Annotated in this window: 25 protein-coding genes; 14 read left to right on the top strand and 11 right to left on the bottom strand. The window is 72.6% G+C overall.

Annotation, left to right across the window (positions count from 1 at the left end; genetic code table 11):
* On the top strand, positions 1-1,167 hold the full coding sequence (locus tag N912_RS0128715) for a cytochrome P450 (RefSeq protein WP_037067113.1): 1,167 nt from the start codon (positions 1-3) through the stop codon (positions 1,165-1,167).
* Positions 1,164-1,637, top strand: coding sequence for a hypothetical protein (locus N912_RS0128710; RefSeq protein WP_028925095.1), 474 nt, complete (start codon positions 1,164-1,166; stop codon positions 1,635-1,637). Before N912_RS0128715 ends, N912_RS0128710 begins: the two co-directional genes overlap by 4 nt.
* Here the strand turns inward: N912_RS0128710 and N912_RS0128705 are convergent, their stop codons facing one another.
* Positions 1,638-3,593 (bottom strand): acetoacetate--CoA ligase, encoded by a 1,956-nt coding sequence (locus N912_RS0128705; RefSeq protein ID WP_051580932.1) that lies wholly within the window; start codon positions 3,591-3,593, stop codon positions 1,638-1,640. It abuts the gene before it with no gap.
* A 185-nt stretch (positions 3,594-3,778) separates the two neighbouring features.
* Here N912_RS0128705 and N912_RS0128700 point away from each other — a divergent pair, with 185 nt between their 5' ends.
* Together N912_RS0128700 and N912_RS0128695 are read left to right on the top strand one after the other, a co-directional pair.
* Positions 3,779-4,186, top strand: a complete 408-nt coding sequence (locus tag N912_RS0128700) for a nuclear transport factor 2 family protein (protein WP_028925093.1) — start codon at positions 3,779-3,781, stop codon at positions 4,184-4,186.
* Positions 4,187-4,272: 86 nt separating this feature from the next.
* Positions 4,273-5,094 (top strand): alpha/beta fold hydrolase, encoded by an 822-nt coding sequence (locus N912_RS0128695; protein WP_028925092.1) that lies wholly within the window; start codon positions 4,273-4,275, stop codon positions 5,092-5,094.
* 165 nt (positions 5,095-5,259) lie between these two features.
* On the opposite strand, the gene N912_RS0128690 is transcribed toward N912_RS0128695, so the two are convergent.
* The gene (locus N912_RS0128690; protein WP_028925091.1) at positions 5,260-6,012 is read right to left on the bottom strand and encodes a MerR family transcriptional regulator; all 753 of its coding nucleotides are present in this window, start codon (positions 6,010-6,012) and stop codon (positions 5,260-5,262) included.
* A 126-nt stretch (positions 6,013-6,138) separates the two neighbouring features.
* Here N912_RS0128690 and N912_RS60785 point away from each other — a divergent pair, with 126 nt between their 5' ends.
* Positions 6,139-6,729, top strand: coding sequence for a hypothetical protein (locus N912_RS60785; protein ID WP_051580931.1), 591 nt, complete (start codon positions 6,139-6,141; stop codon positions 6,727-6,729).
* A 122-nt stretch (positions 6,730-6,851) separates the two neighbouring features.
* Positions 6,852-8,195, top strand: coding sequence for an MFS transporter (locus N912_RS55320; protein ID WP_051580930.1), 1,344 nt, complete (start codon positions 6,852-6,854; stop codon positions 8,193-8,195).
* Here the strand turns inward: N912_RS55320 and N912_RS0128675 are convergent.
* From N912_RS0128675 to N912_RS55315, 3 genes are read right to left on the bottom strand one after another with little or no spacing between them, the layout of a single operon-like run.
* Complete coding sequence (locus tag N912_RS0128675) at positions 8,192-8,884, bottom strand: class I SAM-dependent methyltransferase (RefSeq protein WP_028925090.1); 693 nt, start codon at positions 8,882-8,884, stop codon at positions 8,192-8,194. The genes N912_RS55320 and N912_RS0128675 overlap by 4 nt on opposite strands.
* The gene (locus N912_RS0128670) at positions 8,881-9,588 is read right to left on the bottom strand and encodes an RraA family protein (RefSeq protein ID WP_028925089.1); all 708 of its coding nucleotides are present in this window, start codon (positions 9,586-9,588) and stop codon (positions 8,881-8,883) included. The genes N912_RS0128675 and N912_RS0128670 overlap by 4 nt, the downstream gene beginning before the upstream one ends.
* Before the next feature lie 12 nt (positions 9,589-9,600).
* Complete coding sequence (locus N912_RS55315) at positions 9,601-10,884, bottom strand: cytochrome P450 (protein ID WP_064745412.1); 1,284 nt, start codon at positions 10,882-10,884, stop codon at positions 9,601-9,603.
* Between the two features lie 115 nt (positions 10,885-10,999).
* On the opposite strand from N912_RS55315, the gene N912_RS0128660 reads away from it, so the two are divergent.
* Positions 11,000-11,335, top strand: a complete 336-nt coding sequence (locus tag N912_RS0128660; protein ID WP_028925088.1) for a VOC family protein — start codon at positions 11,000-11,002, stop codon at positions 11,333-11,335.
* 53 nt (positions 11,336-11,388) lie between these two features.
* Here the strand turns inward: N912_RS0128660 and N912_RS0128655 are convergent, their stop codons facing one another.
* Entirely contained in the window at positions 11,389-11,949 is a 561-nt protein-coding gene (locus N912_RS0128655) for a CGNR zinc finger domain-containing protein (RefSeq protein ID WP_028925087.1), read from the bottom strand.
* A gap of 75 nt (positions 11,950-12,024) precedes the next feature.
* On the opposite strand from N912_RS0128655, the gene N912_RS0128650 reads away from it, so the two are divergent.
* Both N912_RS0128650 and N912_RS0128645 read left to right on the top strand, forming a co-directional pair.
* Positions 12,025-12,411 carry a carboxymuconolactone decarboxylase family protein gene (locus N912_RS0128650; RefSeq protein ID WP_028925086.1) on the top strand — a complete coding sequence of 129 codons (387 nt, stop codon included), beginning with the start codon at positions 12,025-12,027 and terminating at the stop codon, positions 12,409-12,411.
* Entirely contained in the window at positions 12,408-13,358 is a 951-nt protein-coding gene (locus N912_RS0128645; protein WP_028925085.1) for a phosphotriesterase family protein, read from the top strand. The genes N912_RS0128650 and N912_RS0128645 overlap by 4 nt, the downstream gene beginning before the upstream one ends.
* On the opposite strand, the gene N912_RS0128640 is transcribed toward N912_RS0128645, so the two are convergent.
* The 3 genes from N912_RS0128640 to N912_RS55310 are packed head-to-tail and all read right to left on the bottom strand — an operon-like array spanning position 13,342 to position 17,041.
* On the bottom strand, positions 13,342-14,961 hold the full coding sequence (locus tag N912_RS0128640; RefSeq protein ID WP_037067109.1) for a permuted SH3 domain-containing protein: 1,620 nt from the start codon (positions 14,959-14,961) through the stop codon (positions 13,342-13,344). The two genes, N912_RS0128645 and N912_RS0128640, sit on opposite strands and share 17 nt — an antisense overlap.
* A 32-nt stretch (positions 14,962-14,993) precedes the next feature.
* Positions 14,994-16,214 carry an ABC transporter permease gene (locus tag N912_RS0128635; protein ID WP_028925083.1) on the bottom strand — a complete coding sequence of 407 codons (1,221 nt, stop codon included), beginning with the start codon at positions 16,212-16,214 and terminating at the stop codon, positions 14,994-14,996.
* The gene (locus N912_RS55310; RefSeq protein ID WP_064745411.1) at positions 16,211-17,041 is read right to left on the bottom strand and encodes an ATP-binding cassette domain-containing protein; all 831 of its coding nucleotides are present in this window, start codon (positions 17,039-17,041) and stop codon (positions 16,211-16,213) included. Before N912_RS55310 ends, N912_RS0128635 begins: the two co-directional genes overlap by 4 nt.
* Before the next feature lie 509 nt (positions 17,042-17,550).
* Between N912_RS55310 and N912_RS0128625 the strand changes: the two genes are divergently transcribed.
* The 4 genes from N912_RS0128625 (at position 17,551) to N912_RS55305 (ending at position 19,400) form a co-directional block, all read left to right on the top strand.
* Positions 17,551-17,841, top strand: coding sequence for a hypothetical protein (locus N912_RS0128625; protein WP_028925082.1), 291 nt, complete (start codon positions 17,551-17,553; stop codon positions 17,839-17,841).
* 476 nt (positions 17,842-18,317) lie between these two features.
* Positions 18,318-18,623, top strand: a complete 306-nt coding sequence (locus N912_RS63860) for a hypothetical protein (protein WP_156994125.1) — start codon at positions 18,318-18,320, stop codon at positions 18,621-18,623.
* Between the two features lie 86 nt (positions 18,624-18,709).
* On the top strand, positions 18,710-18,946 hold the full coding sequence (locus N912_RS0128620; protein ID WP_156994124.1) for a hypothetical protein: 237 nt from the start codon (positions 18,710-18,712) through the stop codon (positions 18,944-18,946).
* A 103-nt stretch (positions 18,947-19,049) separates the two neighbouring features.
* Complete coding sequence (locus N912_RS55305; RefSeq protein WP_051580929.1) at positions 19,050-19,400, top strand: SsgA family sporulation/cell division regulator; 351 nt, start codon at positions 19,050-19,052, stop codon at positions 19,398-19,400.
* A gap of 12 nt (positions 19,401-19,412) precedes the next feature.
* Here N912_RS55305 and N912_RS0128610 read toward each other — a convergent pair whose 3' ends face one another.
* Positions 19,413-20,663: an ATP-grasp domain-containing protein gene (locus N912_RS0128610; protein WP_028925080.1), complete on the bottom strand. Its 1,251-nt coding sequence runs from the start codon at positions 20,661-20,663 to the stop codon at positions 19,413-19,415.
* Positions 20,656-21,576: an MFS transporter gene (locus N912_RS0128605; RefSeq protein ID WP_028925079.1), complete on the bottom strand. Its 921-nt coding sequence runs from the start codon at positions 21,574-21,576 to the stop codon at positions 20,656-20,658. The genes N912_RS0128610 and N912_RS0128605 overlap by 8 nt, the downstream gene beginning before the upstream one ends.
* A 55-nt stretch (positions 21,577-21,631) precedes the next feature.
* Here N912_RS0128605 and N912_RS55300 point away from each other — a divergent pair, with 55 nt between their 5' ends.
* Positions 21,632-22,240, top strand: a complete 609-nt coding sequence (locus N912_RS55300) for a TetR/AcrR family transcriptional regulator (RefSeq protein WP_037067107.1) — start codon at positions 21,632-21,634, stop codon at positions 22,238-22,240.
* Positions 22,241-22,250 lie beyond the last annotated feature (10 nt).

The following is a 22,250-nucleotide window of genomic DNA, read 5'->3' as shown; positions in this document are numbered from 1 at the left end:
ATGTACTTCGACGTGGCCGACCCGGCGTTCTCCGTCCAGTCGGAGGCGGTGCGCGCCGCCCGCGAGCGCGGCTGGTACGCGCGGACCAACTACGGGCTGGCCGTGCTGCGCCACCGCGAGGTCAATGCGCTGCTCAAGGACCGGCGGCTGGTGCAGGGCAGCGCCAGGTGGCCGGAGCGCAACGGCGTGGACGGGGGGCCGTTCGCGCACTGGTGGTCGAACACGCTGCTCAACCTGGAGGGCGAGGACCACGACCGGATCCGCCGGCTGCTCACCCCGGCGTTCTCCCCGAAGCTGATCAAGGAGCTCACGCCGAGGTTCCAGGCGCTGGCCGACGAGCTGGTCGACGCGTTCGCCCCGGCCGGGCGCTGCGAGTTCATCGCGGACTTCGCCGAGCCGTACGCCGCCAGGGTGCTGGCGATCATGCTGGGCATCCCGGAGTCGGAGTGGCGCACCATGTCCGCCTGGTCCGGCGACATCGGGCTGGCGCTGGGCGTGACCATCCAGCGCGACATCGGGCGGGTGCACGCCGCGCTGGCCGGCCTGCAGGGCTACGCCGACGCGCTGATCGCCGACCGGATCCAACGCCCAGGGGACGACTTCGTGTCCCGGCTGGTGCTGGCCCAGCGCGACGACGACCGGCTCACCGAGGCCGAGCTGCGCAACGCGATCGTGCTGCTGATCTTCGGCGGGATGGACACCACCCGCAACCAGCTCGGCCTGGCCATGCGCACGTTCCTGGCCCATCCGGGGCAGTGGCGGCTGCTCGCGGAGCGGCCCGAGCTGGGGCGCGCGGCCGTCGAGGAGGTCATGCGGGTCAACCCGACCACCACCTGGATCACCCGGGAGGCCGCCCAGGACATCGAGTTCCAGGGCGTACGCATCGCCGAGGGCACCACCGTGCACCTGTTCGCCGAGTCGGCGGGGACGGACCCGGACGCGGTGCCCGACCCCGAGTTCGACATCACGGTCAAGCGACCGCCGCACTTCGCCTTCGGCGGCGGCGCGCACTACTGCATCGGTCACGCGGTGGCCAGGGGGGACATGAGCGTGGCGCTGCCGCTGCTGGCCCGCCGGCTGCCCGAGCCGAGGCTGGACGGGGCGCCCGAGGCGTTGCCGATGTCAGGGAACACCGGGTTCGTGTCGCTGCCGCTGGCGTTCGGGTGAGCGTGGTGTTGCGGACGTTCCAGCGGCTGGCCAGGGTCGAGCAGCTGGATGCGGACGGGCTGCTGGTCGGGGACTGGGACCGGGTCATCCCGCAACATGCGCGGGCGTACCGGGCGATGGTGGACGCGATGGCGCGGCACGGCGTCGACACCGGCGGGCGGCCGCCGATCTGGGCCTGGACCGGCGAGGTGCGGTTGGTCGACGCGGCCCTGCTGTTGGACGCCGAGCACGAGCTGAGCACCGGGTACGCCACCGTCGAGTTCGAGGCGCCGGCGGAGCTGGTGGTCAGCTCCGACTACGGCGCGTGGAACGACTACCTGGAGGCGCTGTTCCACGACCGGTCCTACGAGTGGCAACCGGGCGGCGCGGACCAGGCGTGCCTGCCGTATCTGAGGGCGGAGTGGGTGCGCGAGGTGCGGCCGCTGCCGACCTCGGGCTGGGACGAGCTGGACCTGTCGCTGCCGGCGTGATCAGCGGCGGGCGGCCAGCTCGGTGAACGCGTCCAGCGCGCTCGGGTCGTTCATCGCCTCCGGGCTGAGCACCTCGCGGGCCGCCGCGCCCTGCAGGATCCGCTTGATCGGCTGCTCCAGCTTCTTGCCGGTGAGCGTGCGCGGGATGACCGGCACGGCGTGCACCGAGTCCGGCACGTGCCGGGGCGAGAGCTGTCCTCGCAGCGCGTCCTTTATCCGCCCGCGCAGCGCGTCGTCCAGCTCCGTCCCTGGAGTGAGCTGGACGAACAGCGCCAGCTCGCCCTGTCCGTCGCGCCCGTTCTCCAGGTGCACCACCAGGCTGTCGGCGATCTCGGGCAGCTCCTCGACCACGGCGTAGAACTCGGCGGTGCCCAGCCGGACCCCGCCCCGGTTCAGCGTGGCGTCCGACCTTCCGGTGATGACGAAGCTGCGCCGGGGCGACACGACCGTCCAGTCGCCGTGGCGCCACACGCCCGGGTAGGCGTCGAAGTAGGACGAGCGGTAGCGGGCGTCGCCCGGGTCGTTCCAGAACCTCGGCGGCATGGACGGCATCGGCGCGCGGATCACCAGCTCGCCCAGCTCGCCGACGACCTCGTTGCCGGCCGGGTCGAACGCGGTGACGTCCACCCCCAGGCACGGCCCGGACATCTCGCCCCGGTACACCGGCTGCCACGGGCCGCCGCCGACGAACGCGCTGCACACGTCGGTGCCGCCGCTGATCGGGTTGAGCAGCACATCGCCCCCGAACCGCTGGTACACCCAGTCGAACCCCTCGGCCGGCAGCGGCGACCCAGTGGTGCCGATGCTGCGCAGCTCCGGCCAGCGCGGCGGTGCCAGGCCGGCCTTGCGGCAGGCCATCAGGTAGCCCGGGCTGGTGCCGAACAGCGTCGCCCCGGTCTCCGCGCCGAGGCGCCACTGCGCGCCCAGGTCGGGCGCCAGCGGGTTGCCGTCCAGCAGCACCAGCGCGGCCCGGTGCAGCATCGCGGAGATCGTGATGTTCCACATCGCCCAGGCCGTGGTGGTGAACCACAGGGCCCGGTCGCCGGGGCGGGTGTCCAGGTGCAGTCCGTGCAGCTTGAGGTGTTCGAGCAGGATCCCGCCGTGCCCGTGCACGATCACCTTGGGCAGCCCGGTGGTGCCGGAGGAGAACAGCACGTACAGCGGGTGGTCGAACCCGACCGGGTCGAACTCCAGCGGCCCCTCGGCGGCCAACAGCTCGTCCCATGCCATCGTCTCGGGGAGCGGGTGCTCGCCGTAGGGCACCTCCACGACGTGCCGCAGCGTGGGCAGCCCGGCGCGGATGGCGGACACCTCGTCGCGGCGGTCGTGGTACGTCCGTCCGTACGTATAGCCGGACACCGCGAGTAGCACCGTCGGCTCCACCTGCGCCAACCTGTCCACCACGCTGCGCGCTCCGAACTCCGGGGCGCACGACGCCCACACCGCGCCCAGGCTCGCGGCCGCCAGGAACGCGACCAGCGTCTCCGGCACGTTCGGCAGGTAGGCCACCACTCGGTCGCCGGCCCGCACCCCGAGCTCGTGCAGGCCCGCGCGGGCGCGCGCGACCCGTTCCCGCAGCTCACCGTAGGTCAGCTCGACCGGCCCCCTGCTCTGCGAACGCGCCGTGATCGCCAGCGCGTCGCTGTCGGAGTTCGTGTCGAGGTCGCCCACCATGTGCTCGGCGTAGTTGAGCTCCGCGCCCGCGAACCACCGCGCCCCCGGCATCTCCACCGAGCCCAGCACCCGCTCGTACCCCCGCCGCGCCCGAACCCCGTAGTGGTCCCAGATCGACGCCCAGAACGCCTCCGGCTCCGCCACCGACCAGCGCCACAACGCGTCATACCCCCCGAACACCAGCCCGCGCTCGCGCTCCAGCCATCCCAGGTACCGCCCAACCCCGCTCCCGCTCCCGCTCCCGCCGATGTCCGCCGCCCGCATCACGACCCCGTTGTCCATGCGCCACATTCTGCGGCGACCGAACCGCACCCGAAAGTGCCCAGGTCAGAACCCGTGAGTGGTTAGCGGTGTCATAGCACCGCTAACCACTCACGGCTTGTGAGCTGGGGATATGCGGGCGGCGCATGGCGGCGGTGTCGAAGCGGCGGGGCGGGGGCGGGCGGTGCGGGCTTAGCGTCGGCGGCATGGGACTGGCCGAGAAGAACAAGGAACTGGTCCGGGCCGCCGAGGAGAGGCTGGCCGGCGGGGACGGGGCGGGGTGGCTGGCGGCGCTGGCCGACGACGTGCGGTGGACGGTGATGGGGGAGACGAGCTGGTCGGGCACGTACGAGGGCAAGGCGGCGGTACGGACGGAGCTGCTCGCGCCGCTGCTCGCCCAGTTCGCCGAGCCGTACCGGCGCACCGTGCGGCAGCTGCTCGCGGAGGGTGACTGGGTGGTGGCGCGGTGTACGGGCGACTCGGTCACCACGGCGGGCGCGCGCTACGACAACGAGTACTGCTTCTGGTACCGGCTCGACGGCGGCCTCATCCGGGAGATCATCGAGTACGGCGACACCGCGCTGATCGAACGGGCGCTCGCACCGCGCCCCTGAATATTCGGGCACGGAGGAGCGATGAAATCCGCCGCCCGTCGGAGTCCTACCGCCGACACATCAGCCCGACGGAAGGACTACCGGACATGACAACCACCCACACCCTCGACGTCCCCGGCGCGCACCTGTACTACGAGGTGCGCGGCTCGGGGCCGTTGCTGCTGGTCCTGGGCTCGCCGATGGCGTCGGCGTTCTTCGCGCCGCTGGCCGACGCGCTCGCCGCCGACCACACCGTCGTCACCGCCGACCCGAGGGGAATCTCGGGCAGCTCCGTCGACGACCCCGAGCAGGACTCCACGCCGGAACTGCGCGCGGACGACGTCGCGGCGATCATGGACGCGCTCGGGGCCGAGACCGCGGACATGTTCGGCTCCAGCGGCGGCGCGGTGACCGGGCTCGCGGTGGTCGCGCGGCACCCGGGGCGGCTGCGCACGCTGGTCGCGCACGAGCCGCCGGTGCTGGAGCTGCTCCCGGACGCCGCCGAGCACCGCGCCGCCACCGAGGAGGTCGTCCAGACGTTCCACCGGGACGGCGTGGACGCGGCGTGGCGGAAGTTCATCGGCAACGCCGGGTTCTCCGGCGACGATGACGGAAACGTCGATGGCCCGCCCCAGGAGGGGTCCGTCGAGCAGCACCTCGCGGACAGCGCCCGGTTCTTCGGTCACGAGCTGCGGGCGACCGCCGGCTACCTGCCCGACGTCGAGGCGCTGTCGGCCGCGCCCACCCGGGTCGTGATCGGCATCGGCGCGGAGTCCACCGACCTGGTCACCTACCGGACCTCGGTGGCGCTGGCCCGGCTGCTCGGCGTCGCGCCCGTCGAGTTCCCCGGCGACCACGGCGGCTTCCTGCCCCGGCCGGTGGAGTTCGCCGAGGCGCTGCGCAAGGTGCTCGCCGGCGCCGGGGCGTAGCTAGTGCCGTGTAAACGAGGTCGTCTTACCCGTCTTCGGCGCCCAGGCGGCGCCCCGCCGCGTTGTCGTCGCCCCCGATACAACCCCGGTATCGGGGGCTCCTCCGCCTTGCGGTGCATCCACCTGGATCACCGAATCCGGGCAAGGAACCTCGTTTACACGACACTACAGCCGGCGCTCGGCGTAGGCCTTCATCGCGTCGCGGACGAAGGCGGCGGTGCCGTCGCCGTGCCTGTCGTAGTTCGCGGTGAAGCGCGGGTCGTCCACGTAGAGCTGGCCAAGGCCGGCGAACTGCTCGGCGGTCGGGCGGGTGCCCCGCCAGCCGTCGGTGATCCACTCGTACTGGCGCTGGGTGATCTCCTGCGCCTCGTCGCCGTCCGGACTACGGCCGGCCGCATGCGCCCGGCCGTAGTCCGACGCGATCTCCAGGTGCCGGCGTTGGAAGGACTCCTTGTCCTCGGCGGACAGCGTCCGCCACCAGTCGTCCGAGCGGCGGTAGGCGTCCTCGCCCCAGCGCTCGATCACCTCCTCGCGGTAGCGGGTGTGGTCGAACCCGTCCAGTACCTCGTCGGCCATCAGTGGCTCCCCTCGTTCCAGTTTGCGCAGCGTGGTGCGGACCGAGTTGATCCGCCGCCCGAGCCGCGCGCGTTCGGACCTCAACAGCGCCAGGTGGGCGCGCAGCGCCTGCGCCGTGTCCCGCTGGCCCGCCAGCACCTCGGCGATGGCGGGCAGCCCGAGCCCCAGCTCACGCAGCAGCAGGATCCGTTGCAGCCGCACCAGGCCCTGTTCGTCGTAGTAGCGGTATCCGTTGGCGCCGATCCGGCTGGGCGCCAGCAGCCCGACCTGGTGGTAGTGCCGCAGCGTCCGGCTGGTGGTGCCGGCGGCGCGGGCGATGTCGTGGATCGACCATTCCCGCATGTCACGACCATAGAAGTTGACGCAGCGTCAATGTCAACGTCAATGTCAACCTCGCCGTACGCCGGGTGTGGGCGCCGGCGCGGCGTTAGGGTCGAGTGGTCAGTCCACTTGGAGAGGAGCCGCGCGGTGCTCACTGCGTTCGTCTACAACGAGGTAGCCGTCCTGGTCCGGCACTGGTTCGAGATCGACCTGGACGACAGCCACCTGGAACACGGGGCACGCATCGAGGTTCGGCTGTTGGAGGGCCAGCCGCACCGGGGCACCGAGTCGGCCGCCCAGCGGATCGTGGCGGACCGTCCGGTCTGGCGCGCCGACCTGTTCGACCGCATCGACGGCGTCCCGGCCGCGTTCGAGGCGGCGCACTTCCATCCGTACTTCGACGGCGTCGAACCGAGCAGGCGGCACTGGGCGGCGGAGGTCAAGGCCGCGCCGTGGGAGTGGCTGCACGGGCAGCTCTCGGACATCGACGCCGTGATCACCGCCGGCGGCGCGACGCTGGAGGACCCGGCCTCGGAGAGCGAGCGGGTGCGCGCCGACGTGGACACGATCGTCGCCTCCGCCCGCGACCGAGGCCCCGACCGCTGTGTGTCCAAGGACCTGTGCCACGCCTGGACCAGCGACGTCCACTCCCACGTCCGCATCATGCTGAGCGGCCTGGCCCGCCCGGAGCTGCTGGACCGCGACCGCGTCTCGCCCTGGCTGAGCAGAGCGCGCTAGATCGATGCGCTAGATCGATAAAGCCGCCGGCGAGGAAACTTTGCCGGCGCCGAGCCCGTTGAAGACCGGGTGGCTGGACGGCCCCTCCCTTCCGCTCTCGATGCGAAGGACAGGGGCAGCACATGCACACCCGAACGATCGCGCTCGCGGCCGTGATCCTGGCCGCCGTGATGGACCTCGTCGACGGCACGGTGGTCAACACCGTGCTCCCGGTGATCACCCGCGAGCTCGCCGCCGACGGCGCGGCGGCCGGTTGGATCGCCTCGGCCTACCCGCTCGCGCTCGGCGTGCTGATGCTCGTCGGCGGCCGGCTGGGGGACAGGTTCGGACACCGGCGGGTGCTGCTCGCCGCCGCCGCGGGGTTCGGCGCCGCCTCGCTGGCCTGCGCGCTGGCCCGCACCGCCGGTGAGCTGGTGGCGGCGCGCGCCGCGCACGGCGTGACCGCCGCGATCATGGTGCCGCAGGCGCTCGCGCTCATCCAACTGCTCTACCCGCCGACGCAGCGTGGCCGGGCGCTGTCCGTGTTCGCCGCCGTCGCGGGCGTGGCCACCGTGGCCGGTCCCATCGGCGGCGCGGTGCTCACCGAGGCCGACCCGCTCGGGCTGGGCTGGCGCGCGGTGTTCCTGGTGAACCTGCCGTTGGTCGCGCTGGTGCTGGCCGCGGGCACGGCACTGCCCGCGAGCCAGGGCGACCGCCGCGCCGCGCTCGACCTGCCGGGCGCGGTGCTGCTGGCCGGATCGCTGGTGCTCGCGCTGCTGGCGCTGCTGCGCGGCGGCGAGCACGGCTGGACCGGCACGGAGGCCGCGCTGCTGCTGGGCGCCTCGGTGGTGTTCGCCGGGTTCGTGGCCGTGCAGCGCCGCCGGGGCGGGTCGGCGCTGGTGGACCCCGGGCTGTTCCGCGCGGCCGGGTTCACCGGCGCCGTGCTGGTCACCGCCTCGGTCTATGCGGCCGTGTTCGGCCTGTTCTTCACGTTCACCCTGTACCTGCAGTCCGGGCTGGGCTGGAGCCCGGCGCACGCCGCGGTCACCATCCTGCCGTGGGCGCTCGGCATCCCGATGGCCTCCGCCCCGGCCGCGCGCTGGCTGGTGCCCGCGCACGGGCGCCGGGTGCTCCAGGCGGGCGTCGCGCTGTTCGTGCTCGGCCTGCTGGCGCTGCTGGCCGCCACCGGCACCCACGCCGCGACCACCGTGGGGATGCTGCCCGGCCTGCTGGTCGCGGGCGTCGGGATGGGCCTGATCGTGGCCCCGGTGCTGGGGCTCGGGCTGGCCGGCGTGCCCGCGCACCTGGCCGGCGCGGCGTCCGGCGTGATCAACAACGTGCAGCAGGTCGCGGGGGCGGTCGGGCTCGGCGTGGTCGGCTCGGTCTACGTCGCCGGCCCGAGGGACGAGATCACCGGCGCGCTCTGGGTGGTGGTCGCGCTCGCCGCGGCCGCCGCCCCCGCCGTCCGGCTGCTCCCGAGGAGCTAACGGCGGCGGCAGAGGAACTCGCCGTGCGTGGGCCGGGGGAAGTCGGTGGAGACGATGTCGAACCCGGCCCGGTCGAGCATTCCCTCCAGGATCCAGCCGTAGGTGGAGAACTCCTCGCGCAGGTGGGACTCGAAGTCCTCGCGGCTGAAGCCCTCGCCGTCGGTGTGGCCGAACTCGTCGACCAGCCGCCGCAGGTGCCCGGCGTACTCCTCCGGAGGGAAGGTGAAGATCACGTCCCAGATGTAGAGCAGCCCGCCGGGCGCGAGGTAGCCGGCGATGTTGAGCAGCGCCGCCTGTTTCCAGAAGTCCGGTAGCTGGTGCAGCGCCGACTTGGTGGTCACGACGTCGGCCGGGGCGCCGTCGTGGCGGTAGGTCAGGAAGCCGGCGTGGGACAGCGACACCTCGACGCCGGCGTCCTCGGCGCGGCGGCCGGCGAACGCGAGCATCTCGGTCGAGACGTCCACGCCGTGCGCCCGCGCGCCCCGGCGGGCGGCCTCGACCACGAACGAGCCGGTGCCGCAGGCGAGGTCGACCAGGCGGGTGCCGGGGCCGACGCCGAGCCGGTCCAGCAGCGCGCGGTCGCGGGCCGGGTCGGTGCCCTGGTTGCGGTCGTAGGCGCGCACCGCGTCGGTGCTGGACAGGTCGACGCCGACCGGGGAGAACTCGGCGAACTGCCAGGGCGCGGTCATACCTCGATCTCCCCGCCGACGGCGCGCAGGTGGTCGCGGAAGCTCAGCGAGGGCGTCCGCCGGCGTTGGTCGAGGAACGCCTCGAAGCGCACCTGCTCGCGCAGCGAGGTGCCGGCGGCGATCCGTTCGGCCTGCCGCCGCTCGGTGTCGCGGATGGTCTCGGCCAGCGCGAACAGCTCCTCGGTGCGGGTGGACGGGATGAACAGCACGCCGTCGTCGTCGCCGAGGACCACGTCCTGCCCGGTCACGGCCCAGTCGCCGACGGTGGCCGACCCCAGGGCGTCCTCGGCGCGCGGGTCGAGGCGCTGCGGGCCGGTCGGGATCGCGCCCATGCTGAACACCGGCAGCCCGATCGCGCGGATGTCGGCGGTGTCGCGGTGCAGCCCCCAGATCACGATCCCGCCCAGCCCGGCGGCCTTGGCCTCCAGCACCACCAGGTCGCCGACGCAGCTCTCGTCGAGGCGCGCACCGTTGTCCACGACCAGCACGTCGCCGGGCGCGGCGGACTCGAACGCCTCCAGGAAGACGTCCACGCTGCCGGCGTGCCGCGCCGGTCGGACGGCCCCGGCGAGGCGGTCGCCGGGAACCACGGCGCGCACCGGCGCGGGGGCGCAGCGCACCGGGATCTGTGCCCGGATGCACGCGTCGGCGAGGTGGGCGGTGGTCAGCGTCTCGAACCGCCGCCGGAGGTCCCGATGGTCCACGATTCTCCGACCTTAGCCGGGCGACGAGACGGGTGCGCGACCCGGACGGGTATCGCGGGCGGCGGGCTCCCGGACGATGAGGTGCTCGATGCCGGGCAGCACGATGTTGTCGCGGTAGACCGACGGTCGGTCTGGAACGGGCTGCAGGTCGGGGAGGCGGCGGAACAGGGTGGCGACGGCGGTCTCGGCCTCCAGCCGGGCCAGCTGCGCGCCCAGGCAGTAGTGCACGCCGGCACCGAACGGGACGGCGGCCGAGGTGTCGCGGCGGATGTCGAACCGGTGCGGGTCGTCGAACACGTCCGGGTCCCGGTTCGCCGCCGCGATGAAGGCGATCACCGGCTCGCCGGCCCGGATCAGCTTGTCGCCGATCCGGACGTCCTCGGACGGCTTGCGCCCGGCCGCCGTGTGCGCCGAACCGGTGCGCCGCAGGCTCTCCTCGACGGCGTTGCCGATGAGCCCGGGGTCGGCCCGCAGCAGCGCGAGCTGGTCCGGGTTCTCCAGCAGGTTGAGCACGGTGGCGCCGATCTGGGCGACGGTCGTCTCGTGGCCGGCGAAGATGAGCTGGATGATCATCGCCAGCAGCTCGTCCTCGCTGAGCCGGTCCTCGTCGTCGCGGGCGCTGACCAGCGCGCTGACCAGGTCGTCGCGCGGTTCCCGCCGCCGCTGGCGAACCAGCTCGCCGAAGTAGTCCAGCAGCCTGACCGTCGCCTCACCGGCCGCCGCCATCGTGTCCGGCTGTTTGCGCAGGTCGAGCCCGTCGCTGAAGCGGGCGCTCCAGGTCCGCAGCCGATCGGTGTGCTCGGTCGGCACGCCCAGCACCGCGCAGATGACGGTGAACGACAGCGGCGCGGCGAGCCGCTCGACGACGTCGAACTCGGCCGGCCGGGGGAGCGCGTCGACCAGGTCCTCGGCGAGCCGGCGCACCAGCGGGCGGTACGACTCGACGGCCCGCTGCCCGAACGCCTTGCCGACCAGCGTGCGCAGCCGGCGGTGCTCGGGCGGGTCGGTGGACAGCAGCATCCGGTCCAGCACCTCCAGGAACGGGCGCTGCCGCGCCGGCGCGTGCGCGATCCGGTCGTCCGACGCGTGCCTGGGCCACTTGCGGTGGAAACGCCTGTCGCGCAGGAAGGCCACCACGTGCTCGTGCCGGAACAGGTACCAGCAGCCAGGGGCGCCCGGCGCGTACGGCAGGCCCCAATGAACCGGGTCGAGCCGTCGGTACCGCTCGTACACGGTGTACGGCTCACTGTGCACGTGCGAGTTGCGCGGGTCGAACCGGACCAGCTCCGCCGCCACGACCGCACTGTACTGGCCTGTGCCGGCCGCCGAAGAAATCTCGGCCGCGGTGTCGAGCGGGCCGGTCGCCGTTCGTCCTCTGGGGGTTCATCCACGCACACGGAAGGAATCCACCATGTCCGGAGAGATCAACTGGCTGGAGCTGCCCGCCGAGGACACCGCCCGCGCGGGACGGTTCTACGGCCAGCTGTTCGGGTGGCGCACCAGCCCGTTCGGCGGGCAGGACTACCACATCATCGAGGGCGGCCCGGCCGGCGCGATCGCGCCCAAGGACGCCGAGCTCACGCACCCGAGGGTCTACTTCCACACCGTCGACATCGACGCGTCGGCGCGGAAGGTGGCCGAGCTGGGCGGCAAGAGCGAGGACGTCCAGGCGATCCCCGGCGTCGGCCGGATCGCGCACTGCCACGACGACCAGGGCACCCCGTTCAGCCTGTACGAACCGGCCTGACCGGCCCGGTCGGGCGCCCGCGATCCGTCACGGGCGCCCGGCCGAGGGGCCGATCAGTCCGGCGGGGCCGCGCGGCGGCGGGCGCGCAGGGCGCGGACCCGGCCCCGGCTCGCGCACGCGGGGGAGGGGCACCAGCGGCGGCGCCCGCCCTGGTTCACGAACACGCCACGGCAGTCGTGTTCCGGGCAGATGGCCAGGTCGTGGCGCTGCGGGCCGGTGAGCTGGTCGACGGCCTGACGGGCGATGCGGGCCAGCGCGGCGGCGGTGGTCGGCGGCGGGCGACGCAGCAGTCGCTCGCCGCCGGCGCGCAGCTCCACCGGGTCGGGGGCGGCGGCCAGCAGCTCGGACAGCTCGGCGGCCTCGGCGGCCGGCGGCGGCGCGCCGGTCACGGTGGCCATCGCGAGCGGGCGCAGCGTCTCCCGCAGCCGCCACGCCGCCCGCAGGTCGGCCTCGCCGGGCGGGTGCGCCGGGGTCAGCTCGGTGAGCGCGAGCCACTCGCGCAGCCGGTCCACGGTGGCCAGCCGCTCGACCGGCCGCGCGCCGAACGCCTGCCCCTTGGTGGCCAGCAGGTTCAGCCAGGTCGCCCCGCAGTCCAGCCGGAATTCGTCCGCCACCCGAAAAGTGTAACGCCTTAGCCGTTACCTATGAGCTAGCCTCTGTAACGACTGAGCCGTTACAGAGGAGGGGTCGTGAACGAAGCCACGCTGGACCGGGAGGCCGGCTACCGGCTGCTGCGCGAGCTGCAGGACGAACGGACGATCGAAAGCACGTTCCCGGCGCTGGAGCAGGCCGCGCCCGGGTTCGCCGACTGGATAGTGACGAGCCTGTTCGGCGGCACCTACCAGCGCGGCGAGCTCACGCTCCGCGACCGCCAGCTGGTCAACCTGGGCGCGCTGGCCGCGCTCGGCGGGGTGGACCCGCAGCTGGCCGGCCACGCCCGCACCGGCCTGCGGGTCGGGCTGTCACACGCGCAGGTGGTGGAGGTGTTCGTGCACCTCGCGCCGTATATCGGGGTGCCGAAGGCGCTGGCAGGGCTGCGGGTCGCGACGGCCGCGCTCGCCGAGGAAACGCCGTGACCAGGGCGGTACGCACCGTGTGCGGCGACATCGAGCCCGCGCGGCTCGGCACCTGCGACGCCCACGACCACGTGTTCCTCACCAGCGCCGCGCTGCCCGGCCACGAGCTGACCGATCCGCGCGCGGCCGAGGCAGAGCTGCGCGCGTTCGCCGAGGCGGGCGGCGCCTCGGTCGTGCAGTGGTCGCCGTTCGGCACCGGCCGGGGCGGTGACTGGCTCGCGGAGCTGTCCCGGTCCACCGGCGTGCACCTGGTCGCCGCCACCGGCCTGCACCAGGCCCGCCACTACCGCCCGGACACGATCCCCGAAGAGCCGGCCCAACTGTTCGTCGACGAGCTGGTGCACGGCATGCGCCTCGACGGCCCACCCGGCGCCCCACCGACCAGGGCGCGGGCCGGCCTGATCAAGGTGGCCGGGAGCTTCCACGGCCTGGACGAGCACGCCCGGTGGACGATGACCGAGGCCGCCGCCGCCCACCACGCCACCGGCGCGCCGATCGCCGTGCACCACGAACAGGGCACCGCCGCCCTGGACGTCCTCGACCTGCTGTGCGGCCACCTCGACGTGCCACCGGCGTCGGTGATCCTGGGCCACCTCAACCGCCGGCCGGACCCGCGCGAGCAGCTCGCCGCCGCCCGGTCCGGCGCCTTCCTGGCCTTCGACGGCCCGTCGCGTGCCCACCACGCCACCGACTGGCGGCTGATGGACACCCTGGTCGCGCTCGCCGAGGCCGGCCACGCCGACCAGCTGATGGTCGGCGCGGACACCACCACCGCCGAGGCGCGGGCGGCCACCGGCGAAGGCCCCGGCATGCCCTACCTGCTCCGAACCCTTCGCCCCCGGCTGGAGCGCGAGCTGGGCACGGAGATCACGAACCGGATCTTCGTCGACAACCCTGCGCGCGCGCTCGCAACCGAGTGGCGAGCCCCGGTCACGTCTCCGGGATGACCACCCGCTGGCCCTCGGTGAGCCCGGACACGATCTCGACCGTGCGGTCCCCGACCATGCCGAGCTGCACCTGCACCCGCCGGACGGTGCCGTCCTTCTGGAGCACCTGCACCACGCCGGTCTGGCCGCCCCGCTGCACCGCCGCCGTGGGCACCACCAGGACGTTGTCCACCCCGCCGACGACCACACCCGCCTCGGCGGTCTGGCCGCCGTGCAGCCGGGAGTCGGCCTCGGTGAGCACCACGGTGACGTAGTAGTTCGTCACGTCCTTGATCTGGGTCCCGGTGGGCGCGACCGAGGTGACGGTGCCGACGCTGGTCAGGCCGGGCACGGCGTCGAAGGTCACGTTGACCTTCTGGTTGGGCTTGATCGAGGCGGCGTCCGCCTCCTCGAACGGGACCACCACCTGGAAGCTGTTCACGTTCTTGAGCACGATGAACGAGTCAGCGCCCGGGCGCTCCTCCTTGCTCCCGCCGGAGTCCTTGGCGCCGACGCCGGAGTCCATGTCGGGCAGCGCGGTCCGGCCACCGGGGGCCAGCGGCGTGGTGCCCGAGCCGGAGCCGACGTGCTCGCCGGGGGCGCCGTTGATGCTGCCCACGACGCCGGGCACCGGCGCGATCAGGGTGGTGTCCTCCACCGCCCGCTTGGCCTTGAGCACGTCGGCGGCGGCCGCGGACACGTTGGCGGCCTGCTCGTCGATGTCGTGCGGGCGGTCGCTCTCGGCGGCGTCGGCGTCGTGGCCGGCGGCGGTGGCGTCCCGGCGGGCGTTCTCGACGGACACCTTCTGGCGGGCCTTGTCGGTCTCCCTGCGCCGCTCCGCCCGCTGCAGGTCGCGCTCGCCCTCGCTGATCCGCCGCTGGTAGGAGGCGAGCGCGGACTTGCCCTTCTCGGCCTTCTCACAGGACGGGGCGTGCAGGTTCAGCGGGTTCTCCAGCAGCAGGCCCCGGCGGCCGCTGTGCACGTCGGCGTTGTCGCCGTAGCCGTCGTAGCGGTGCGAGTTGCCGGTGATCGACCGGTTGCACTTGTCCTGGTCGGCGGCGGCCTGCGCCCGGATCTGGGCCAGGCTGTCGCGGTCCTCGTCCAGCTGCTTGCGGATCTGGTCGATCGCCTCGGAGTTGGCCTTGTCGATCTTGTCGCCTTCCTCCTCGGTCGCGCCGAGCACGTCCTTGGCGTGGCTGTAGTCGTCGGCCGTGGCGTCGGTCTTGTTGCCGTCCTTGATCCGGTCCAGCCCGGCCTGCTCCCTGGCCAGCTTGGCCTCGGCCTGCTGCAGGTCCGCCTTGGCCTCCAGGTCGTCGATGGTGGCCAGCGGCTGGCCGGCCTTGACCTGCTGTCCCACCGCGACCAGCACCTGGGTGAGCCTGCCGCCCGTGGTGAAGCCCAGCTTCTGCTCGGTGATCGCCTGCAGGGTGCCGGTCGCGGACACCACGCGGGCCACGCTGCCCTTCTGCACCCGGACCGAGGTCGGCGTCGACTCAGCGGTGCCGCACGCGACAGCGACCAGGGCGACCGGGAGCGCCAGCGAGAGGCCGGCGACCCACCAACCGCGGCGGCCACCGAGCACCACCTGGGCGCGCTCCTTGATCATCTCTAGCCGGGCATGCATGGCGCGACTACCTCTTCTGTCGAAACGGGGGATCATTCATGCCTCAATGCGTCTATGGGGCGCATCCGCGCGGCCCTGTTGGCCGGGTAAGCGCCGAAGAACAGGCCGATGCACAGGCTGACGAGGAACGCCAGCAGCACCGAGCCGCCGGACAGCTGCGGTGGCGCGAAGGTCTTGCCTAAGCCGGCCCCGAGGAGCTCGCCCAGCAGCGACAGCGCGACCCCCACGACCACCCCGACGATGCCGCCGATCCCGGCCAACACCGTGGACTCCATGAGGAACTGCTTCATGATCGCTTTACGCCGGGCGCCGACCGCCTTGCGGATGCCGATCTCGCGAGTCCGCTCGGTCACGGTGACCAGCATGATGTTCATGATCCCGATGCCCCCGACCAGCAGCGAGATCGCCGCGATGGCCGCCAGGAACAGCGTGAAAACGTCGGTGACCTGGGTGTACTGCTTGAGCAGGTCCAGGTTCGAGCGGACCTCGAAGTCCTTCTGGTCCGGGTTGAGGATGTGGTGGCGGTCCATCAGGACCCTGGCCACCTTGTCCATGGTGGCCGGCACGCCGGCCTGGTTGGTGGCCTCCACGACGATCTGGTCGACGGTGTCCTCGCCGCCGACCAGGTAGCTGCGCGCGGCCGTGATCGGCATCACCGCCACGTCGTCGCCCTGCCCGTTCGCCTCCAGCGTGCCGACGACCTGGAAGCTCTGCCGGCCGATGCGCACCTTCTGGCCGATCGCGCCGTTGCTGTCGCCGCCGAACAGCTGCTCCAGCGGCTTCTGGCCGAGCACCACGACGCGGGTGCTGGTGCGGACGTCGGAGTCGGTGAAGAAGCTGCCGGTCGCGACCGTGCGGTGGAAGGCCGCCGGGTAGTCCTTGGACGACCCGACGATGTTGGTGCGCCACATCTCGTTGTCGTGGTCGAGCACCGCGCTGGCCTGCTTGACCGGGGTGACGGTGACGAACCGGGGGGACTCGGAGGAGTCCCGCAGCGCGTCGACGTCCTTGTCGGTGAGCGGCTGGCTCTTGCCGCTGCTCGACACGCTGCCCCGGGTCTGGAGCACGCCGATCAGGTTGGTGCCCAGCGACGCGATCTGCTCGTTGAGCCGGGCCGAGGTGCCGTTGCCCAGCGCGACCAGCAGGATCACCGCCGCGACCCCGATCATGATGCCGAGCATGGTCAGCAGGGACCGCAGCCGGTTGGCGCGCAGCCCGCGCATCGCAACCCGCATCGCCTCCCGGAGGCTCACCTGGCGACCTCGACCTTCAGCGACCCGTTGCCCGCCGAGGGCCCGGCGGGGGTGTCGTCGGTGTCGTCCGTGTCGTCAGCGGTCTCGGCCGTGCCGTTCTCGGAGCCGTTCTCTGAGCCGGCCGCCCCGTTGGGGGAGGCGCCGTTCGTGCCGGTCGTGTCGTTCAAGGAGTCGCTGACCACTTGGCCGTCGTGCAGCCGGATGACCCGGCGGGCGAACGCGGCGATCTCCTCCTCGTGCGTGATCAGCACGACGGTGCGGCCGGCGTCGCTGAGCCGCACCAGCATCTCGGCGATCTCGACGCTGGTCGCGGAGTCCAGGTTCCCGGTCGGCTCGTCGGCGAGCAGCATGGTCGGCTCGGTGACCAGGGCGCGCGCGATGGCCACCCGCTGCTGCTGGCCGCCGGACAGCTCGGTCGGCAGGTGGTCGGTGCGGTCCGCGAGGCCCACCTCGGCCAGGGCGGCGAGCGCACGCTGCCGGCGGGTGCCGTCGCGCGAGTAGAGCAGCGGCAGCTCCACGTTGGCCACCGCGGTGGTCCGCGCGAGCAGGTTGTAGGCCTGGAAGATGAAGCCGATCTTGCGGCCCCTGATGTCCGCGAGCTCGTCGTCACCGCTGCGCGCGACGTCCACCCCGTCCAACAGGTAGCGCCCCGAACTGGGCACGTCGAGGCAGCCCAGGATGTTCATGAGCGTGCTCTTGCCGGAGCCGGACGGACCCATGATCGCGACGAGCTCGCCGTCGTCGATGGTGAGATCGACCGCGTCCAGCGCCCGCACCTCGGCCGGGCCGGCCCGGTACACCTTGCTGACACCTTCGAGCTGAATCATTGCCCCCGTCACCACCACACAGGTTTTCTTCCCGTGCTTTGTCGCAACGACTGTATTGCCGTCCGGTTGTGATCCATATTCGGCCCCCCTCACTTACTAGGTGGTAGTCCAGGCGCGCCGTGTCGGCCGTTCCGCGGAATTAGGGGAAAGGTATTCATGGGTCCTCGTGGGTCATTGCCATGCGATCGGGGGAACCACGCGGGTCGGTGGCACCAATAGAGTGCACCGACCTCGGGTAGGCCCGTTGGAGGCGTCGTGATCAACCGCCGCCCGACCGGTCTCGTAACACCACTCGAAGGGGTGGCGATACCAGAATTTGATGACTTCGGGTAGCGGGTCAAACGCGTGACAACCCGATTGAATGGATCGCTCACCCGCTCAGGCTCACCCCTGACGGTACTTTCCGCGCGCGCGACGGGATCGACCGTGGACACGTGATCGCAATGCCGCTAAACCTGTGCAGCGGCTGAGGCGACACGCGCCTTGGCCGTCGAATGGGGAGGTAAGTGATGATTCGCAAGTACGGTCAGCGTGCCGCCGTGGTCCTCGCGGCGACCGCGCTCGCGGCCAGCGGAACCATGCTGTTCGGGGCCACCGCCTTCGCTAGCGGCAAGGGCGGCCAGCACGGCAGCAACCACTTCAGCGGTGGTTCCGGTGGCAAGGGCGGGACCGCTCAGTCGTGGTGCCTGATCCCGATCGCCGCTGGCCTGGGAATCCTCGGCAATGGGTCGGCCGACGGCAACTCCCAGTGCAACGCGAGCACCTCGGGTGGCTCCGCGGCGCCTGGCGTGAGCTACTGAGCCGTCACCAGACGGACTCAGTGAGGCGGCAATAGAGGTAGCGGCCCCCGGATGCATCGGGGGCCGCTACCACCGCCGAATTTAGGTCACGGTTTGTGGGGTCGCCGTAAAGTGTGACGGATCGACCGTGACCGTCGCTCGTTCGACCGTCTGTGCCTCGCGGCCAGGAGAAACACTACCTGTTCGACGTGGCAGTCTGGCGTGGTTTCGGTGCAGCCAACTCCTGGTGTCGTGTGCACGGCTGTACCGAAAGGCGCATCGGAGTGGATATGGGTCACTCAAAGTCGTCCGTCGAGGACGGTGATAATAGTGGTCCACGCGAGGTACGGGAACCGTCTTCGCAACTGGTTTCCGCACGACGTTCGAATGAGCGGTCCGGGGTTGTACAGGGCTCCCTACAGCCCGGGGCCGGAATGCAGCCGCGAGTCCCAGGGAGTGGTGGCTCGCAGCCCAACGAGAAGTGTGGAGGATGACGGGTGAACGGCACGTTCCGCCGTAAGGCAGCCGTTGCCAGCGTCGCGCTGGTGCTCGGCGCTGTCGGTTCCGTCCTAATGGTCGGCACCGCGTTTGCTGATGACTCGCAAGGCCAGCACGACAAGGGTCGTGGCAACGGTCGATCCGGGGGCACCGCCCAGGCGACCTGTGTCGGCCCACCTGTTTCGGTAGGCCTTGCGGTGGTCGGCCAGAACTCCGGCGAGGCCACACAGTGCTCGGTCGAGAAGGCACCGCCGCCGCCGCCAGCCGATGCTGACGCCGGCGACGAGGGCACTGACCGACCGTAGGAAGACGCCGTGGCGCGGACCCACCCCTCGAGCCCGCGTCACGGCGTTCCCACTTCAACTCACTGTTCAACTGGGGGATGAATCAGGTGATCGGAACTCGAGGCATTCGGGGGCTGGCCGTGGTGGCCGGGCTCCTGGTCGGGGGTGCCGTCGCGTTCGGTGGCGTCGCGTACGCCGACGATGACGACGGCGGAGACTACGGCCGGTCGGGCGACGACGGCTACGCGCGCGCCCAGTGCGACCACGGCTGGATCAACGGCGGCGGCTCGAACACGCAGTGCCAGTCCCGCTACGGCTCGTCGAACACAACGAGCAGCTACTAGACCACTACGGCCCATGTCTGGCTGGCGGAACCGGGCGGGCTCGGGCCGGGGGATCACCCTCCGGCGCGGGACCGCCCGGTTCTTCGCGACGCGGGGTCGTTAGATGATCGCCCGCCCGGCCACCGTCACCTGGCAGCTGCGGCTGCGGCCGGTGGACTCCGACGAGCTGGTGCGCATGACGATGACCTGGTCGCGCCGCGAGCCGTTCGAGGTGTGGCTGGGGTTCCCCGACGCCGACGTGCACTGGGTCGTGGCGCGCGAGCTGCTGGCCGCCGGGCTTGCCGGGCCGGCCGGACTCGGGGACGTGGCCCTGCTGCGCGACCTGGCCGACCCGAGGCTGCTGGAGCTGATCCTGAGCTCCCCGGACGGCGTGCTCGGGCTGCGCTTGCCGGCCGCCGAGCTGGCCGACTTCCTGCGCGCCACCTGGGACCAGGAGGCTTCCTCACGCTCGTGACGGGAACGGCCCTCAGGGCGCCTCCAGCAGCCGGCGCCAGCCGCTCGGGGTGAGCGCGTGGGCCGGCGCCGCGGTGGGGGCCAGCCGCCGCCACAGCCCCGGCGAGACCACCAGGCAGGCGGTGACGGCCGCCGGGAGCAGGGCGGCCGCCGGGTCCGACCCGACCGGCAGCAGCTCCTCCACGCTGTCCGCGTACCAGCCGCGCCGGGTCGCGGCGTCGACCAGCTCGCGGAGCATGGCCCGCCGCCCCCGGCCGGTCTCCGCGTGGCGCAGGATCGCGGCGAACAGCAGGTGTGTCCGTACCCCGGCCGTCGGCGGCGGGAGCGGTCCGGTCTGCTCCCCGCGTGACACCGCCAGCCAGCGCCGGACCAGGTCGGCCCCGGCCAGCTCGGCGTTCACCGGCTCCACCAGGCGCGGGTTGATGTCGACGTAGTGCACCTGGCCGGAGCGCTCGTCCAGGACCGCGTCGGCGGACAGCGGCCCGTGCCAGTCCAGCGCCGCGCCGAGCCTGGCCAGGTGCCGCGTGATGCCGGGCAGCACGACGGACTCCTTGGCCGACGCGCTGCCCTGCACGCCCTCCCGCCCGCGCGCGCTGGCGTGGATGCCGGCCAGCGTCCCGCCGTCGAACAGCGCCTGCACCATGACCAGCGGACCGGGCACCGGCCGTTGCACCAGAACCGTGCCGCCGGCGGCGAAGGCGTCCCGGACGGCGGGCAGCGCGGCGACCCGGGCGAGCCGCTCCGGGCTTTCCGCCAGCCAGACGCCCCGGCTGGAGGTCGCCACCGGGAGCTTGACGTACACGGGCAGCCGGCCGGCGTGGCCGAGCAGCTCCTTGACATCCGCCGCCAACGCGGTCTCCGGCTGGGGCAGCCCCAGCTCGCCCAGCAGCCGTACCGCCGCCGACTTGTCCTGCACCCGGCGGACCGAGGCGAACGACGGCACCGCCAGCCCGGCCCCCAGCGCGCCGAACTCCTCGCGGTAACGGGCCAGCGCGACCAGCTGCTCGTGCGTGGGCAGCAGCACGTCGTAGTCGTGGCCGGCCAGCACCTCGCGCAGCGCGTCGAGGTAGCGCAGCGGGTCGGCCGCGAACCGGGGGCAGCGGTGCCGGCGCCGCACCCACCGCGAGCACGCCGTGAGGGAGACGCCACCGCCGTCCATGACGCCCACCTCGTGCCCGTGGCGGCCCAGCACGGTGAGCACCTCCCTGGCCGAGTTGCTGGACGCCTCGGTGAGCAGGACGCGGTGGCGCGTTCCCTCAGCCATGGCGCACCGCCTCCCGCCGCGCCGCCGCGCCGGCCACCAGCGCGCAGAGCCCGGCCAGCCAGAACGCCAGGATGGACGCCCACGCCGCGCGGTAGTTGCCGGTCCACTGCAGGACCAGGCCGAAGGTGGCCGGGCCGACGAAACCCAGGCACCGGTTGACGGTCTCGAAGATCCCGAGGTACTCCGCCGCGCGGTCGGGAGGCACCAACCGGACGAACACCGACCGGGACAGCGCGTAGGTCCCGCCGATCACGACGCCCGCGCCCGCGCACACCGCCCCGAACGCCCCGAACGACCGGTCCGGGACCACCGCTCCCACCGCGATGACGCCGACCCAGACGACCACCACCCCGAGCAGGACGCTACGGCCGCCGTACCGCTCGGCCAGCCGCCCGACCAGAACCGCACCGCCGAAGGCCACCAGCTGGACGAACAGCACGATGGTGACCACCTCGTTCCCTGACAGCCCGAGCCCGATTACCGCATAGGTCCCCACCAGCGAGGTCACCGTGATCGAGGCCCCCAGCGCCATGGTGGCCACCACATACAGCGCGCCCCCGAGCGCGTAGTCGGCCTCGCCGATCGCGTACAGGCCGATGGTGGCCCCGGCGCCGCACGAGGACAGCGCGCCCAGCAACGTCCCCCTGCCGTACCGGGTGGTCAGCGCGGCGGCCGTGGGCAGCGCGAACAGCTGAACGAACACCGAGAACGCGACCAGGTAGGGGAACAGCGAACCGGCCGGCACCGGCACGCCCAGCGGGTGCAGGTACCCATCGGCCCCGGCGGCCCGCTCACCGACCTCGGTGATGAACGGGCCGAAGAAGATCGACGTCACGGCCGTGGTGAAGACCGAGTTCGCCCAGTCGTAGCCGTACCAGCCCAGCCGGGCGCGCAACCCTCGATCGAACGCCATGGGACAACTCCGTACTTTCGGTATCGGATACCCAAAGTACGCTAATCTGGGCGCCGTGAACGCGGAACCGATTCCCCGGACCCCCCGGGCCGAGGTGCGCCGTCGCCTGCTGGCGGCCGCCGCCCGGGTGTTCGCCGAGCGCGGCTACGTCGACGCCCGGCTCGACGACATCGCCCACGCGGCCGGGTTCACCAAGGGCGCGATCTACTCGAACTTCGGCAGCAAGCAGGGGCTGTTCGGGGCCGTGCTCGGCGAGCGCGCCGAGGACGAACGGGCCGCGCTGCTCGGCGAGATCCGGGACGACCCGGCCTCGGCGGCCGGCCGGGCGGCACGCCTCGTCGCCCGGCGGGTCGTCGACGATCCCGAGCGGGGCCGGCTGGGCCTGGAGTTCGCGGCGCGCGCGGTCCGCGACGAGCAGGTGCGGGCGATCCTCGCCCGGCTGCGGCGTGCCCAGCGCGCGGCCGCCACCGCGCTGGTCACCGAGATCGTCGAACGCGGCGGCCTGCGCCTCGCGGTGAGCCCGGAGGTGGCGGCGCTGATCCTGCACTGCCTGACCAACGGCCTGTCCATGGAGCACCTGGCCGATCCGGACGGGGTCGGCGCCGGCGCCGTCGAGCACGCCATCGCCGCCACCATCACCGCGCTGACGACCCCGCGGCGCTGACTACTGGATC

The sequence above is a fragment of the Actinospineispora acaciae DSM 45401 genome (assembly GCF_000620785.1).
GTDB classification, from domain to species: Bacteria; Actinomycetota; Actinomycetes; order Mycobacteriales; family Pseudonocardiaceae; genus Pseudonocardia; species Pseudonocardia acaciae.
This window is presented reverse-complemented; position numbering and strand designations above follow the sequence as displayed.